Annotated in this window: 13 protein-coding genes; 4 read left to right on the top strand and 9 right to left on the bottom strand. The window is 71.1% G+C overall.

The window, feature by feature from the left end:
• Window positions 1-15 precede the first annotated feature (15 nt).
• From ACFVDM_RS20090 to ACFVDM_RS20105, 4 genes are read right to left on the bottom strand one after another with little or no spacing between them, the layout of a single operon-like run.
• A complete protein-coding gene (locus ACFVDM_RS20090; RefSeq protein ID WP_383641358.1) occupies window positions 16-1,506 on the bottom strand; it encodes an FAD-dependent monooxygenase in 1,491 nt (496 codons plus the stop codon).
• A gap of 8 nt (window positions 1,507-1,514) precedes the next feature.
• Complete coding sequence (locus ACFVDM_RS20095) at window positions 1,515-1,769, bottom strand: ferredoxin (protein ID WP_383641361.1); 255 nt, start codon at window positions 1,767-1,769, stop codon at window positions 1,515-1,517.
• A gap of 33 nt (window positions 1,770-1,802) precedes the next feature.
• The gene (locus ACFVDM_RS20100; protein WP_383641364.1) at window positions 1,803-3,056 is read right to left on the bottom strand and encodes a cytochrome P450; all 1,254 of its coding nucleotides are present in this window, start codon (window positions 3,054-3,056) and stop codon (window positions 1,803-1,805) included.
• 23 nt (window positions 3,057-3,079) lie between these two features.
• Window positions 3,080-4,012, bottom strand: coding sequence for a hypothetical protein (locus ACFVDM_RS20105; RefSeq protein ID WP_383641367.1), 933 nt, complete (start codon window positions 4,010-4,012; stop codon window positions 3,080-3,082).
• 692 nt (window positions 4,013-4,704) lie between these two features.
• Here ACFVDM_RS20105 and ACFVDM_RS20110 point away from each other — a divergent pair.
• Window positions 4,705-5,178 (top strand): hypothetical protein, encoded by a 474-nt coding sequence (locus ACFVDM_RS20110; protein ID WP_383641370.1) that lies wholly within the window; start codon window positions 4,705-4,707, stop codon window positions 5,176-5,178.
• Window positions 5,175-5,372 carry a hypothetical protein gene (locus ACFVDM_RS20115; protein ID WP_383641374.1) on the top strand — a complete coding sequence of 66 codons (198 nt, stop codon included), beginning with the start codon at window positions 5,175-5,177 and terminating at the stop codon, window positions 5,370-5,372. Before ACFVDM_RS20110 ends, ACFVDM_RS20115 begins: the two co-directional genes overlap by 4 nt.
• 52 nt (window positions 5,373-5,424) lie before the next feature.
• Here the strand turns inward: ACFVDM_RS20115 and ACFVDM_RS20120 are convergent, their stop codons facing one another.
• From ACFVDM_RS20120 to metF, 3 genes are all read right to left on the bottom strand, one after another.
• The gene (locus ACFVDM_RS20120; RefSeq protein ID WP_383641377.1) at window positions 5,425-6,615 is read right to left on the bottom strand and encodes a 3-deoxy-7-phosphoheptulonate synthase; all 1,191 of its coding nucleotides are present in this window, start codon (window positions 6,613-6,615) and stop codon (window positions 5,425-5,427) included.
• Between the two features lie 164 nt (window positions 6,616-6,779).
• Window positions 6,780-6,920: a hypothetical protein gene (locus tag ACFVDM_RS20125; RefSeq protein ID WP_383641379.1), complete on the bottom strand. Its 141-nt coding sequence runs from the start codon at window positions 6,918-6,920 to the stop codon at window positions 6,780-6,782.
• Window positions 6,921-6,953: 33 nt separating this feature from the next.
• Window positions 6,954-7,859 (bottom strand): methylenetetrahydrofolate reductase [NAD(P)H], encoded by a 906-nt coding sequence (gene metF / locus ACFVDM_RS20130; protein ID WP_383641382.1) that lies wholly within the window; start codon window positions 7,857-7,859, stop codon window positions 6,954-6,956.
• A 3,266-nt stretch (window positions 7,860-11,125) separates the two neighbouring features.
• Here metF and ACFVDM_RS20135 point away from each other — a divergent pair.
• Together ACFVDM_RS20135 and ACFVDM_RS20140 are read left to right on the top strand one after the other, a co-directional pair.
• Window positions 11,126-12,052 carry a ParA family protein gene (locus ACFVDM_RS20135; RefSeq protein ID WP_383641385.1) on the top strand — a complete coding sequence of 309 codons (927 nt, stop codon included), beginning with the start codon at window positions 11,126-11,128 and terminating at the stop codon, window positions 12,050-12,052.
• Window positions 12,049-12,669: a hypothetical protein gene (locus tag ACFVDM_RS20140; RefSeq protein WP_383641388.1), complete on the top strand. Its 621-nt coding sequence runs from the start codon at window positions 12,049-12,051 to the stop codon at window positions 12,667-12,669. The genes ACFVDM_RS20135 and ACFVDM_RS20140 overlap by 4 nt, the downstream gene beginning before the upstream one ends.
• 113 nt (window positions 12,670-12,782) lie before the next feature.
• On the opposite strand, the gene ACFVDM_RS20145 is transcribed toward ACFVDM_RS20140, so the two are convergent.
• Window positions 12,783-13,460, bottom strand: coding sequence for a response regulator transcription factor (locus tag ACFVDM_RS20145; RefSeq protein WP_383641391.1), 678 nt, complete (start codon window positions 13,458-13,460; stop codon window positions 12,783-12,785).
• The gene (locus ACFVDM_RS20150; protein WP_383641394.1) at window positions 13,457-14,617 is read right to left on the bottom strand and encodes a sensor histidine kinase; all 1,161 of its coding nucleotides are present in this window, start codon (window positions 14,615-14,617) and stop codon (window positions 13,457-13,459) included. The genes ACFVDM_RS20145 and ACFVDM_RS20150 overlap by 4 nt, the downstream gene beginning before the upstream one ends.
• Window positions 14,618-14,704 lie beyond the last annotated feature (87 nt).

A 14,704-nucleotide genomic window follows, 5' to 3' on the forward strand; every position in this document is an offset into this window, starting at 1 on the left:
TGGGGCGGGCCCGGCTCAGTGCGCGGGCTCCCCGAAGCTGCGGTGCAGGGCGGTGACGAGGTCGCCGGAGCCGGCCGCCCAGGCCACATGGCCGTCGGGGCGGACCAGGACGGCGTCCGCGTCCACCCCTTCGCCGTCCGCGCTCCGCGCGCCCGGCCGCGCGGAGCGGACGTCCACCCACGGCGCCCACCGGGCGGCGAGACGCGCGGGCTCCGGATCGTCGCCCAGGGACAGCAGGACGCCCCGGGCCGGATGCAGCAGCCGCAGGCTCCGCGTCTCCTCGCCGCCCTCCAGCACCAGGGGGATGTCCGGCAGCCGCCGGCCGAGCAGCGGATGGTCCCCGGCGCCGACGTCGTAGCGGATCTCCAGACCGCTGACCATCCCCGCCAGCAGCAGCGCCGCCTCCGGGCCGCGGAACACCTCGGCCAGCACCTCGCGCAGCGGCTGCGTCTCGGGCCCGCCGAGGAAGAGGGAGGCCTGCGCCCGGGTGTTGCGCAGCAGGGCCGCGCCCACCGGGTGGCGTTCGTCGTGGTAGCTGTCCAGCAGCGCCTCGGGCATCCGGCCGGTGACGACCGCGCCCAGCTTCCAGCCGAGGTTGACGGCGTCCTGGATGCTGACGTTCATCCCCTGTCCGCTGGCCGGCAGATGGACGTGGGCGGAGTCCCCGGCGAGCAGGACCCGGCCCCGCCGGTAGGCGTCGGCCTGCCGGGCCGCGTCCCCGAAGGAGCTGACCCAGACCGGTGAGGCCCCGGAGATGTCGTCGCCGCTGACCCGCTTCCAGGCGTCGGCGACCTCGCTGAACTCCGGCGGCCCGGTGCGCTCCCGTGGCTTCCTGCCGTGTTCGGAGACGACGACGCGGACCATGCCCCCGCCCAGCGGGGCGGCCAGCAGCATGCCCGCCGGGCGCCGCTCCCCGGACCACTTCGGCGGCAGTTCGAGGTCCTTCACATCGGCCAGCAGCAGTTCGGCGGTGGCGTCGGTGCCGGGGAACCCGAAACCTCCGGCGCGCCGGACCGTACTGCGGCCGCCGTCGCACCCCACGAGGTACGCGGCCGTCAGCCGCACCTCGCCGTCCGGGCCCTCGGCCCGCACCTCGACGCCGTCGCCGAGGTCGGTGAACCCGGTCAGCCGGTGGCCGCGCCGGACGTCGGCGCCCAGCTCCGCCGCCCACTCCCCCAGCACGGCGACCGTACGCGCCTGCGAGACGCCGGTGACACTGGCGTGCCGCCCGTCGCCGACCGCGAAGTCCACCGGCACACTGCCGAAGTGGCCGCCCGGCGACCGCTTCAGCTCGCCGAAGCGGGGCAGCAGCCCGCGCTGGTCGAACACCTCCAGCGTGCGGGCGGTGAACCCCATGCCGCGCGATTCGGCGGTCGGCCGGCTCTCCTGCTCCAGGACCACGACCCGCGCGCCGGCCAGCCGCAGCTCCGCGGCCAGCATCAGCCCCGCGGGTCCCGCTCCTGCCACGACGACGTGGGTGTCCCGTTGTGCGGACTGCGCCTGCATCCCGTCCCTCACTCCCTGCTCTCGTGTGCGTTCTCGCGTACGGGTGTGCCGGGTTCCCCTGCGACGACGGTGATCGCCCCGGTCGGGCAGCACTCGGCGACGGCGCGCAGCAGCCGCGTCCGCTCCTCCACGTCGTCCGCCGGGACGCCCCGCGGGGTCGCGGCGATACCGTCGTCGTCCAGCAGGAACAGGTCCGGCGCCATCGACTCGCACAGCCCCGTGCCGAGGCACAGCGTGCGGTCGATCCGGGCGGAGACGGTCATGACGGCCGCCCCGGGCCGCTCGCGGCGGCCACCTCAGGCCTCCTGGGCGGCGCGCGCGGCGGCCTTCGGCGAGGCGGCGACGGGCAGCGCGACCAGGCGGCGGATCGCCCAGTTGTCGATGTAGCGCACGGAGTCCCGGGGCGCGTTCAGGACCAGCTCCGGGAAGCGCGCGAACAGGGCGGGGATGGCGATGGCCCCTTCGAGGCGGGCCAGGGCCGCGCCCAGGCAGTTGTGCAGCCCGTGGCCGAAGCCGACGTGGCGGGGGCCCTCGCGCCGCAGGTCCAGCACGTCGGGCCGGTCGAAGCGGCGGGGGTCGCGGTTGGCCGCCAGCAGGCCGACGATGACCGGGGCGCCGACGGGCAGGACGGTGCCGGAGAGCTCGATCTCCTCGGTGGTGACCCGGAACAGGGCGGTGCTCAGCGCCCCGTCGTAGCGGAGCAGCTCCTCCACCGCCGGTTCGGCCAGCCCCGGTTCGGACCGCAGCAGGTCCGCCTGGGCGGGGTGGTCCAGCAGGGAGAGCACCGCGTTGCCGATGAAGCCGCGCACGGTGTCGCTGCCGCCCATGATGACGGCCGCGACGAGACCGGTCAGCTCGTCCTCGGTCAGCCGGCCGTCGTCGTCGTCCCGCAGCAGCGCCGAGGTCAGGTCGTCGGCGGGCCGGGTGCGCTTCTCGGCGACCAGTTCGGCGGCGTACTCGCAGATCCGGCCGAACGCCCCGGGCACCTTGTGCATGAGCGCGGGGTCCGACGGGAACGCCTCGTTGAGCGCGCTGACCAGCTCCCGGTGGCGTTCGATGCGCATCCCGAGGATCTCGCCCAGCACGCCGGCGGAGACCTCGCCCGCGTAGTCGTCCATCACGTCGAAGGTCTCGCGCAGCGCGCAGTCGGCGAGGACGCGCTCGACGTGCTGCCCCACCGTGGTGCGCCACCGCTCCACCTGACGGGTGGTGAAGGCGCCCATCGCCCGCCGGCGCAGCCGGGTGTGGTACGGCGGATCGACCACCGATATGCCCCGCCCCAGGATGGTGCCCTCGGCGGCGACGAGCCCCGCGGCCCGGAACTCGTCGTTGGCCCAGGTGGCGGCCTCCGCGCTGTAGCGCGGATCGGAGAGCACGGTCCTGACGTCGTCGTAGCGCGTGACGAGCCAGGTCCGTACGTCACCGGCCGGGAAGCGGAACTCGTGGACCGGGGAGTCCTCCCTGAGCCGGGCGAGCGTGGTGTGCGGGTCCTGGTAGTAGGCGGGCGAGAACAGGTCCGCGGGCGCCTGCGTCCGCGTCGACAACGTCATGACGTTCGTTCCTCTCCGAGGGGTCAGAGTGCGTTCCACACGTCGGCGGGCGGGGCGAAGAAGTCGCGCAGCGGGGGCGGGAAGACCCCGGCGTCGGCGGCGGTCTCCACCAGGTCGCGTACGTACAGGGCCAGTTGCTCGACGTGCTCGGCGCCCAGGGCGTCGTAGGGCCGGCGGTCGAGCCACGTCGTCTCCGCCTCGACCTCGTCCCTCAGCTTGGCGCCGCGCGCGGTGAGCAGGCCCGCCGCGTCGACCAGTCCCCGTCCGGCGAGCCGCTCCCGTCCGGCCGCCCACTCCTCCTCCGTCCAGCCGCGCATCGGCATGACGATCTCCTTGGCCATGCCGTGCGTGCTGGCGCAGTCGATGACGAGGGAGTCCACGCCGGTCAGCCGGTAGTGGCCGAGTACGGCGACGTGGCCGTCGCCCCGGTGCTCGCGCAGCATCGTGGCGGCGTGCCACAGGGCCGCGTGGGGGCGCTCCGGCTGCGGGAGCACGGAGTTGGCCGCGTACAGCGGGCGGCCGGGCAGGGCGCAGGCCCCGGCGGCGACCGTCGCGAGCTTGGCCGCCTCGGCGAGCTGCGGGGAGTGGACGGTCTCGGTGCCCAGCAGGCGTTCGAGGGCGGCGGCGGAGGCGTCCTCACGGGCGCGCAGCGCCCGCTCGGGCGGCACCAGATCCCAGAGCGCGGGAATGCGTTCGGCCACGAGACGCGGGGCGAAGGAGTTGAAAGCGGCGGTCACCACGGCGGGGTCCACGATGCCCAGGGGAGACGCCCGTCCGGCAAGGTAGACGGTCGAGTGGTCGTCGATGCCGAACGGCGCGAGTTCGTCCGCCAAATCGCTGGTGAAATAGGGAATGGAATGGAGCGCGTTCAGCGCCTGGGCGCATTGCCGCGCGTATCCGTTTTTTCTGTGCTGGTGATCCATGAAGCCCTCAAGGCTGGGTGTCGTGGTCGGCATGAATGCCGCTGGAGTCCGGCCTGAATACCGCTTGAGCGGCTGCGGACGGGGCACGCAACAGGTGCACCGGAAAGCGTGAAGACCACCGGAGAGCTAAGGGTGGCCGCACAAGGGAGAGGGCCCTGGTGTCTGCTCCGCAATCGCTTGCCGATCGGGATTTGCGCAGACCAGTGGCCCGCGAGAAGTGTGACAGTCGGCCGCTGCAGATGTCAACAGCCGTTTTTCCACGCGATGTTGAGTGGCTCTCGATAAACCGTGGGAGGGTGACGCGACCCACATGAGATCTCCTTGACACTTCTGAGCCGACGAGCGCGACAATTGGTGAACAAATTGACCAACGACGGGCCGACGGAGCAAATGCACCGTTCGCCCGATTTGGTTATGCCGCGATTACTGTAGTGCACACGTATGGGCGTCACCGCAAGGCGAACGGACAGGCAGGGAAACTCTCCGGCCGATACGAGAACGCCGGCCGAAGGAAACGGATGCTCGGTCTACAGGAGATGCGAGGCCAGAACGTGCAGCAGCAGGGTTGCTCGGAATCATCGGAACGATTCATACGTCATCCCCCCGCACCCGGGGCGGAATCCGCCACCGGTTCACCGGTCGAAAGACTGAGCGCACGGCTGCGGGACGTCGGAGAGGTCTACCGGGAGAGCGAGGAGGAACTGACCTCCACCCGCACAGGCCCGGTGGAACGTGTCAGCGGGACGCAGTCGGTGGGCATCCGCCTCGACGACCGGATGCTGGCGCTGCGCTCGCAGATCGCCGACTTCCTGTGCTCCTGGGCGGGGCTTGTGGTCTCCGAACGCGGACTGCCGTCGGTGCCCGGCACGGAGGTCCCCGCCCTGCTCCGCTTCCTGGCCGGGCAGGCCGACTGGCTGGCCGCCCACCCGGCCGCCCAGGACCTGGACGCCGAACTGACGTCGCTGCTGGATTTCGCCCGCTCCCTGCTCGGCCCGCGCGCGTACGAGGTCTCGCTGGGAACCTGTTGTCACCACGGCTGTACGGCGCATCTGCGCGCGACGCTGAGAGGCACCAGCGACACGGTCTACTCCCGGGTGGCCTGCGACGCCGGGCACACGGTGCCGCCCCGGGACTGGCTGCTGCTCTCCGGCCGGGCGAAGCCGGCGACGGAGGGCGGCCGGGCGAACGGTCCGGCATGACGGAGCAACGGCGCCGCCGTACCGTACCGACCGAACTGGCCGCGCTGGCCGCGGGGGTCAGCCCGGCCACCATCCGCAAATGGGCGAGCCGGGGGAAGATCACCCGCCTCGGCACCCCGCAGCGCGCCGAGTACGACCTCGACGAGCTGTACGAACTGCTCTCCCGCTCCCCCAAGGCCCCCCGGAGCGGCTGAACCGGCACCACGCGGTCCCCCGGCGGGCGCCCGTCCGGGGCGGCCGCCCCGGTCACGGCACGTCCCACGCGGAGACCACGGAAACCGCCTGCCCCGGGGTCAGCCGGGGGTCGCAGAACGAGGTGTAGCGCTCACCTACGGCGGGCAGTTCCGCCTCGGTGTCGGCGCACTCCGTGACATCGTCGGGCGTCGTCTCCAGATGCAGGCCCCCCGGCACACCGCCCGCCCCGCGCACGGCGGTCACGAAGCGCGAGACCTCCAGCGCGACGGTCTCCACGATCCGCGTCTTGTGGCCGCCGGGCGCGGTGACGGTGTTGCCGTGCACCGGATCGGTGAGCCAGATGGCCGGGTGCCCGGCCTCGCGGACCGCCTCGACCAGACGCGGCAGCCGTTCGGCGACCCGGTCCGCGCCCATCCGCGCGATCAGCGTGAGACGGCCCGGCTCGCGCCAGGCGTCCAGCCGCTCGCACAGCGCCACCAGCTCCCCCGGCTCCATCGACGGACCGACCTTGCAGGCCACCGGGTTGGCGACCTGCGCGAGCAGCGCCACATGGGCGTCGTCGATCTGCCGGGTCCGCTCCCCGATCCACGGCCAGTGCGTGGACCCCAGGAAGAGCCGCCCCTCGTCGTCGGTGCGCAGCAGCGGCACCTCGTAGTCGAGCAGCAGCGCCTCGTGGCTCGTCCACACCTGCGTGCCCGCCGCCCGGTGCCCCGTGCCGCGTTCGCGCCAGCCCAGGTGGTCCACGGCATCGCCCGCCGCCATGTAGCCGGTGAGGATGCGCAGCGGGTCCAGACGGCGGCTCTCCGGGTCCGGTTCCGGACCGTTGACCATATGGCCCCGGAAGACGGGGAGTTCGACACCGCCGACGACCTCGGTCGGCCGCGACCGGGGCTTGGCGAACTGCCCGGCGATCCGCCCCGCCCGCACCACCGGCCGGCCGGTGATCAGACCGAGCGCACCGGCGAGCAGATCGAGCACCGCCACCTTGCGCGCCACGTGCTCGCGCCCGCACTCCCGGGGGTCCTCGGCGCAGTCACCGGACTGCACGACCAGGGCCCGGCCCGCCGCCACGGACCCCAGCAGCGTCCGCAGCGCGGCCACGTCGTCGGGCCGCACCAGGGCGGGACGCGCGGCCAGCGCCTCCCTGACCCGGTTCAGCTGGGGCAGGTCGCTCCATTCGGGCTGCTGCCGTGCCCCGCGGACGCTGACCTCCCGGATCACGTCCTTCACGACGTCCTTCATTGCGTACTCCGATCCAACGGTGCTCTCGCTCGTGACAGGAACGTCGTCGTGCCGCGCCCCGCGGCGGGCTCGAAATCCGGCCGAGGGGTCATCGGGAGTATCGGCGCGCGCACTTGAGACCCGGTCGATTTCCTGTCGGGACCGCGGCGCGGCACACCGGGCCGTCAGTCGATGCCGCGGACCACGTGCGGCTCGGCGAGATCGTCCTCGTCGATGCCCGCGAGCAGCAGCGGCGGGACCGTGACCGGGGAGAACTCCGCCGCCTCGTAGCCGAACCGGGCTTCCTGTTCCATGGTGTCGAGCACGTGCTCCTCCGCTCTCAGCAGGTCGGTGGAGCGTCAGCCGTGGAGCAGTTCCACGCGCCGTCCGCTCCTCGATCCGGTCACGGCACGGTGGATCTCGGGTGCCGCCGTCGACCGGTTGAGCGTGATGTAGTGCAGTCCTGGTGCGCCTTCGGCGAGCAGCCGCTCGGCCATGGCGGTGGCGTACTCGACGCCGATGCGGTATCCCTGCGCGGGATCGTCGCGGGCGGCGTTCAGCCGGTGTGCCAGTTCCTCGGGGAACGCCGCGCCGCTCAGCGCGGCGAAGCGGCTGATCTGGCGGGCGTCGGTGGCGGGCATGATCTCGGGGATGACCGGGATGTCGCAGCCGGCCGCGGCCACCCGGTCGCGCAGCCGCAGATAGTCCTCCACGTGGAAGAACATCTGCGTCAGGGCGTAGTCGGCCCCGGCGCGGCATTTGGCGACGAAGTGCCGGATGTCGCTCTCCCAGTCCGGTGAGCGCGGGTGCCGTTCGGGGAAGGCCGCCACCCCGATGCTGAAATCGCCCAGCTCCCGGACGAGTGACACGAGTTCATGGGCGTGCCGGAAGCCGTCGGGGTGCGGGATCCACGGTGCGTTCGGGTCGCCCGGCGGGTCCCCGCGCAGCACGAGGACGTCGCGTACGCCCGCGTCGGCGTACTGGCCGATGATGTGGCGCAACTGCGCGACGGAGTGCCCCACGGCGGTGAGATGGGCGACCGGGCGCAGGGTCGTCTCGGCGACGATCCGCTTGGTCACCTCGATGGTGCGGTCCCGCGAGGAGCCGCCCGCCCCGTAGGTGACGGAGACGAAGTCCGGCGCCATGCGCTCGATCCGGCGGATCGTCTGCCACAGCCCGTGCATCCCGGCCGCGGTCTTCGGCGGGAAGAACTCGAAGGAGAACGTCGGCTCGGGCCGCGCCAGCGCCTCACGCAACGTCGTCACGTCCGGCCCCTCCGGCCTCGGGAGTACCGGTCACCACCATCAGCACGGGGACTCCTTCACTCGCTTCGGATCCTCCACCATGCGGCCCGCCGGACGAGGTTCCCTCGGGAAGCGCTCGAATCCCCGTCGAGACCGCTCCTCCGCCGGGACCACCCCTCCCCACCGAGACCGCCTCTCCCCGCCCCGCAGGGACGGGACCGGTCCATCCGGATCAGCTCCCGGATCCATCAAGATCAACTTCTGTGAGAGCGATTCTCCCGCCCGCCACCCCACCGCGAGAACCGTCCCTCGATGGCTCCGAACAGCCCCTCCACCCCCCGGTCCACGCCCTCGCCCCGCCCCCTCCCTCTCCCGCGATGGTCCGGCCCCGGACCCCACTCCCCCACCACGACACCACCGCGAACCGGCACCCCACCCCTGCCCCTTCCGCCCGAAACGGACATGCCGCACCGCACGCCCCCGCCTCGGCGCAGTGCCCCACCGACTCCCCCACCACCCGAGCCGGATCCCTGGACGAGCCGCGACACGACCTACGCCATCACCCCACCCGAACACGACGGCCGCAGACCGAAGTCACCCCGACCAGCAGCCCGGCAGCATGCCCGCGCCGCCTCGGCGTGCTCGCCGGCATCGGTGCGGCGGGGCGCGGGTGCGTGCCGTCCCTCCCGCTACGGCCCGCCGGTCTCGCGGCTCGATGGGCGGAACGCCCGGCAGGTCCGTGATGATGCCACCGCCCGGGACCGGTGTGCGGAGGCGGGACGCGGAGGGGCGAAGGAGCGTCGAGTGGAGGGGCATGCGGCGGGCGGGGCCGTGCGTCTTCGGAGGCGAGGTGCCGGGTTCGTCGGTGCTTCGCTGATCGGTGCTTCGCGGCTGCGAGTGACAGCGCTCCTGACTCCGATACGTCCGTTCCTGGGGTGGCGTGGTCGGTCAATCCAGGAGTACGTGATGCCCGCGCTGAGCGTTCTGGGCAAGGGAGCGTGGACGTACGAGCAGGTGGTGTGCCGACGAACGGTCGAGGCATTACTTGGGCCGGAGGAGCTGATCTTCGCGGCGTATTCGGTGCGGGGCGTGGTCGGAGCTACGCGGTGTGCGGGGTGGGTGCTTGGGCAGCTGAGGTGTATCGAGCCTCCTAATCTTGAGGCAATGAGTTGATCATGGATGACACGAACGAGCGGGGACGGGCGCTCGGTACACATGAGTGAGGGGTCGGCTGTCGACGTACGGGGTGTGCGAGCAAGGCATCCTCCATGAGCCTTGCTGGACACCGTCCGACGGGATGGAGGTAACTCCGAATGTGGTGATGAGAGCGGGCATGGTGGTACTGAGGCTTACTCCGATCCGCCGCTCTCCATCGGCCCACTCCGGTGCGAGGGAGCAGGTGACAGAGCCTTCGTCCATGCGTTGACGATCGGCACATGGGAGGTGACTTCGACACACTGAACTGGAAGAACTATGACCCCACCCCAGCCATCCAAGGCCTAAGCCGTTGCCGTGCAAGGGCATCGGCAAGGAGGACTCAGCAGTGCACCATCGAGACAATCCCGTCCGGCGTATCGCTGCGATGAGGGGCAAACTCCCTAGACCCAGAGGTCTGCACAGGGGATCCATGCATGGCGTTCTGACGCCAGCAGGCCATTCACTGAGAGCGGTTCACCTGCAAGAACTCCTGGATCAAGATGGGTTCTGACGCCCGATGAAGGACGCACGGAAGCGATGCGTCGTTCCCCAGAGTTATTGGCACTCGATCGAAGAAGCATAGGTACTCGCGCGGCGAAGTGTGATCACGCTAGAGTGCAGGTACCGGAACGCCAGAAGTGGCCTCTGACCTGGGAAAACAAACACCTCTGCAAACATCGACACAAGCTTGCACGCAACTGGGAGGACATGCATGTACAACCGCGTGAATCCCGGCGTGAGCAGTGGCATGAGTCTGCACTTTGACCCACGCCCGCTCAGTAGTTGCCACAGAGGCTGGTGCATCCGCTGTGACTCCACTACGCACACATACTGTGGTGCCTGTCAGTATCAAGGCAGGACGACAAGCACGTCACTCGGCCTGGTTCTCCACTCCCCTTCACCCATGCGGGTACACCCGGCCACACGTCTACCTCTCCACATCCCGGGACGTGACTCACCAAGCAGGCCAGCCACCATGTTTGCCCACCTCTTGGCATGCGCCTCGGCACGTATGACCGCGAGTGCGAGGACGAACGGGCCCGGCAGCACACCCGACAGCAGGCATGCGCGGACGTATGCACAGAGGCCGCCCAGCTCGACTGGAGGCAGGCCGATCCACCTCCCCGCGCATGGGCATGCAGGGGAGAGGGGTGACGCGCCCACCCACCAGAGGGCATGCAGGTGTACCGGCAGGCGTGTCGGCCAGTCAGTACGCAGGTCACCGAACACCGTGCCCAGCAGGTCCGCACGCCGCCCCGCTCACCGGGAGGCAACCCACCCCGCACACACCCCCGCAAGCGGCTCCGCCATCACCCCGGCCCACAGCACCGCACGCATGCGGACAAGCCGAACCGCCAGCCTGAAAGGCAACCAGATCACCCACCAGCAGCTCTGCCTGACGGCCCGCCCCTAGCCGAACAGGACGTCTGGCAGGGCCGCGCGCAGATGACCCGGCCGACCCGCATACGGGCCTCGCCGCTGGTTCAGCGGTACGGCAGCGGACATGGCGGTCGGCGCGTGCGCCCATGGCGCTGGCACCACGCCCACCACCCGCACCGCCCATACGACTTCAGGCCCACGGGTCACTGGGCAGGCACACCGGTGCATCTGGTGGGTGCCCTGCGGGCGGATGTGTCTGCCGTGCGATGGGCCGAGGGACAGGGATGCAAGCGGATCGCTGCGTGTGGGTGCCCGTTCATCTCATGATCGTCGTGCTAACTTGGGTCCCGCCCTCTTCTCCTGCTTCTCCGGAGGTGACTGTGCTCGCCGAGACGCCACCAGGCTTCTCCACTGAGTGGTCAGCGTCGGTCGCGGCAAGGAGGAGGGCGTGAGGTCAAGCAAGGGCCACAACGTGGGGCCATGCGGGATCACTTGTGGGGGAGAACACCCCAAGTACCCGTATGAGCTGCGACGACGAGGGGGCAGCAGGACGATTCGATGCCGTGGAGGGCGGGTTCGGGCCCTACCCGACACCCTCTTCGGCCGCTTCGGAGCGGAGAATCGTTCTGAGCGAACTGCGGCCACCCGTATCAGCGCAAAAGGGGCACCACGCGCCCTGTATGCGGGCCTGAACCAGAGTGAGAGGATCCATGGCCAGTCCCTTCGAAGCACCTGACGCTCATGCGCAGGCCCACGGCATCCCCTGGGAGTCGCTGTCGCACATCTTCATGTTCGGCAACGGCAAGGGGGGCGTCGGCAAGTCGTCCATCTCCGCCAACGCCGCGGGCAAGGCGGCCCGCAGCGGGCTGCGCACCCTCATCATCGACTGCAACGCGCAGGGCAACATCGCGCGTGAGCTCGGGTACAAGCGCGCCGAGTGGAACGACGGGGGAGCGGCGCTCATCGAGTCGCTGCGCACCGGCGCGCCCCTGACCCCGGTCGAGAACGTGCGGGAGAACCTGGACGTCGTGCTCGGCGGACCGGCGCTCGGCGACGAGTTCGGGATCTTCTTCCACACGCTGCTCGCCAAGGAGGGCCCCCAGGCCTATCTGCGGCTGCTGACGTGCCTGCTGCCCATCGCGGACCGGTACCAGATCATCGTTCTGGACACCCCGCCGGAGAATCCGTCGCTCCAGCGCCTCGCGCTCTCCTGCGCGCGATGGCTCGTCATCCCCGTGAAGAGCGACGGTGGCGCGGAGGACGGGCTGGCCCAGATCGGGCTGGAGTTCTCCTACGTCAAGTTCGTCAGCCAGATCAACCCGCACATCGCGCTGCTGGGGGTACTGCTGTTCGACACCGGACGCAACTACAGCGGCATCCACGCCGATGTGCGGCTCCAGGTGCAGAAGGTGCTGGGCAAGGAAGCCCATATGTTCAAGCACCTCATCGGGCACACGGAGTCCGTGGCCCGGCTGGTGCGCAAGCGGGGGCTGCTGGTCCATGAACTGGCCGACCAGCGGTCGGGCGGTGACCGTTCGATCCCCGAAGCCGTGGTGGGGCTCGACTCGGACTACGAAGGATTCACCGAAGAGATGTTCGCTCGGGCTCTGGAGCTCAGGAAGGAAACCGCGGCATGACACCGCCGAAGAACAAGAGGACCGAGACCCAGGACGACGAGCAGAGCATGTCGGACGAGGGCGTCGGCAACCTGTTCAGCGGGGGAGGGGCGCCGTCCGGCGCGCTCGCCGGCTGGGCCAAGCCGCAGAGCGCGGCACCCGCCGCCGCGCCCGCCCAGCCCGTGCCCACGGCCGTCGCCCGCCCCGTCGTCGTCCCGCAGCCCAGCCGTGAGCCCGCCGAGGAGCAGGCCCCCTCGGTCGCGGACGCGGACACGGCGAAGCCGGTCGGGTTCTACGTCTCGACCAACGTCGCCACCCGCTTCCGCAAGCTCCGCAAGACCAGCGATCTGACGCACACCCAGATCGTGTTCCTCGCGGTCGAGGCCGCCGTGGAGAAGGGGCTCGCCCAGGTCGTCGAGGAGGCCAGGCGCGCCCCCAAGTTCCAGTCGAAGCTGTTCGCCGTCGCCCCCGACAACACGGACCTGCGCGGGCTCGGCCCCGTACAGCTGCAGTACAAGCCGACGCGGGCCCAGCGCGGTGTCATCGACGGACTGGTGACCGAGGCCGGGCTGCCCGACCACACCAAGTTCCTGGCCATCGTGCTCGACCAGTACCTCCCGGGGCGCAGGGACGCCTGAGCACGGAAACCTCGGAGCGCCGGAACGCCGGCGCGCGGTACGTGAACGGGCGCCGGTCCTGTGGGGGAGACCCCGGGGCCGGCGCCCGCGGGCCGCCGGCCCCTGTCGGCCGCTCAGTCGGGCGGGACGGCTGGGCCGATGATCCGATACCCCACGCCGGGTGTCGTGGCGATGACCGGAGGGTCGCCGAGTTTGCGGCGCAGGCGGCTGATCGTCACCGTGACGGTGTTGGTGAACGGGTCGGCGTGCTCGTCCCAGACCTGTTCGAGGAGGTTCTCCGTGCTGAGGAAGGCGGGACTCGCGTCAAGGAGGGCTTCGAGTACCGCGAATTCCTTGACGGAGAGGTCGAGTTGGTGACCGTCGCGGGTGGCGGTGCGGCGCATCGGGTCGAGCTCGATGCCCGCCGTGCTCAGGGTGCGGGACCGGGCGACGGGGCGGCGGCGGGCCAGGGCGCGGATGCGCAGAACGAGTTCGGGAAAGTGGAAGGGCTTGGCGAGGTAGTCGTCGGCACCCAGGGTCAGGCCGCTGACGCGGTCGCCGGGTGAGTCGGCGGCGGTCAGCATCAGGACCATCACGCGGCCGTCCCCCTCGGTGATCATCTGGCAGAGGGTGTCGCCGTGGATGCCTGGCAGGTCCCGGTCGAGCACGACCACGTCGTACGCGTTGATGTCCAGCTTGGCCGCGGCGTCGAGCCCGTCGTGGGCCACGTCCACGGCCATGCCCTGGTCGCGCAGTCCCTCGGCGATGACTTCGGCGAGAGGGCGGGCGTCCTCGACCACCAGGACTCTCAACGCACCACGCCCGTCTCTGCGCCGGGAGCTTGCGCCGTCGCCCTGCCGTCCGTACGGGGGAGGGTGATGGTGACGCGCAGTCCGCCGTCGGGGCGGGCGCGCAGGTTAAGGGTGCCGTGGTGGGCCTGAGTGATGGCCGCGACGATGGAGAGGCCGAGGCCGCTGCCCTGGCCGGTGCCGGTCCGGTCGGCGCCGAGGCGGCGGAAGGGCTGCGAGAGGTCCGCCACCCGCCGCTGGTCGAGGACGGGTCCGCTGGACTCGACGACTAGGGACACCGCGCCTGCGTCGTCTCCTTCGGCCCGTACCGCGACACTGATCCAGCCCCCGGGGTCGTTGTGCGCGATCGCGTTGTCGACCACGTTGTCGACCGCGCGGCGCAGCAGCGTCCGGCTGCCCCACACCCACGCGGAGTCGTCGATCCGGTTTTCACGCACGGTCAGGCCCTTGGCCGCGATGTCCGTTGCCCGTCCGGTCAGGGCGGTCAGCGCGAGTTGGCCGAGGGTGAGGCGCGCCGAGTCGGTGAACTCGCCGTGCTGGGTGCGAGCCAGGACGAGGAAACTCTCCAGCAGCCGGTCCACCTGGTCGAGTTCGGCGCGCATCCGGCCGGCCAGCGTGGCCGTGGTCTCGGGTACCGGGCCGGGCTTGGCGAGGGCCACGTCCAGGGAGGCCCGCATCGTGGTGAGCGGGGTGCGCAGCTCGTGGGACGCGTTGGCGACGAAGAGGCGTTGGGCGTCGAAGGAGCCCTCCAGACGGCCGAGGAGGTCGTCGATGGTGTCGGCGAGGTCCTTCACCTCGTCGCCGGGACCGCCGATGGCCAGGCGTTCGTGCAGGCTGTCGGCGGTGATCCGGCGGGTGGCCGCTGTCATCACGCGCAGCGGGCGCAGCACCCGGCCGGCGACGAACCAGCCGAGGCCGACCGAGATCATCACCATGACGCCGAGGGCGATGGCGGAGCCGAGCAGGATCTGCCGGGACTGGGTGTCGTGCGCCTGGGCCAGCTGCTGCTCCAGCTCGTCGATGCGGCCCCGGGCCTGTGCCGCCGTGGCGGCCTGATGGGTGCCGCCATCGGGGGCGGCCTGGCTGGAGCGCGATCCGCCGGATGCCACCACGGCCGCGATGGCCAGCAGCGCCGTTCCCGACAGCAGGAACAGCGTCACGTACAAGGCGGTGAAGCGAGTGCGGGCAGTGCCACGGTGCAGGCCGAGCCGGGCAGTCAGGCCCGCGAGCCGTCGGGGCGGACCCCA

The organism is Streptomyces sp. NPDC057682 (genome assembly GCF_042799575.1).
GTDB lineage: Bacteria > Actinomycetota > Actinomycetes > Streptomycetales > Streptomycetaceae > Streptomyces.

Excerpts from the sequence above, each read along its gene's own strand:
- ACFVDM_RS20090 (WP_383641358.1), bottom strand. The coding sequence starts at position 1,506 with ATGCAGGCGCAGTCCGCACAACGGGACACCCACGTCGTCGTGGCAGGA.
- ACFVDM_RS20095 (WP_383641361.1), bottom strand. The coding sequence starts at position 1,769 with ATGACCGTCTCCGCCCGGATCGACCGCACGCTGTGCCTCGGCACGGGG.
- ACFVDM_RS20100 (WP_383641364.1), bottom strand. The coding sequence starts at position 3,056 with ATGACGTTGTCGACGCGGACGCAGGCGCCCGCGGACCTGTTCTCGCCC.
- ACFVDM_RS20105 (WP_383641367.1), bottom strand. The coding sequence starts at position 4,012 with ATGCCGACCACGACACCCAGCCTTGAGGGCTTCATGGATCACCAGCAC.
- ACFVDM_RS20115 (WP_383641374.1), top strand. The coding sequence starts at position 5,175 with ATGACGGAGCAACGGCGCCGCCGTACCGTACCGACCGAACTGGCCGCG.
- ACFVDM_RS20120 (WP_383641377.1), bottom strand. The coding sequence starts at position 6,615 with ATGAAGGACGTCGTGAAGGACGTGATCCGGGAGGTCAGCGTCCGCGGG.
- ACFVDM_RS20135 (WP_383641385.1), top strand. The coding sequence starts at position 11,126 with ATGGCCAGTCCCTTCGAAGCACCTGACGCTCATGCGCAGGCCCACGGC.
- ACFVDM_RS20140 (WP_383641388.1), top strand. The coding sequence starts at position 12,049 with ATGACACCGCCGAAGAACAAGAGGACCGAGACCCAGGACGACGAGCAG.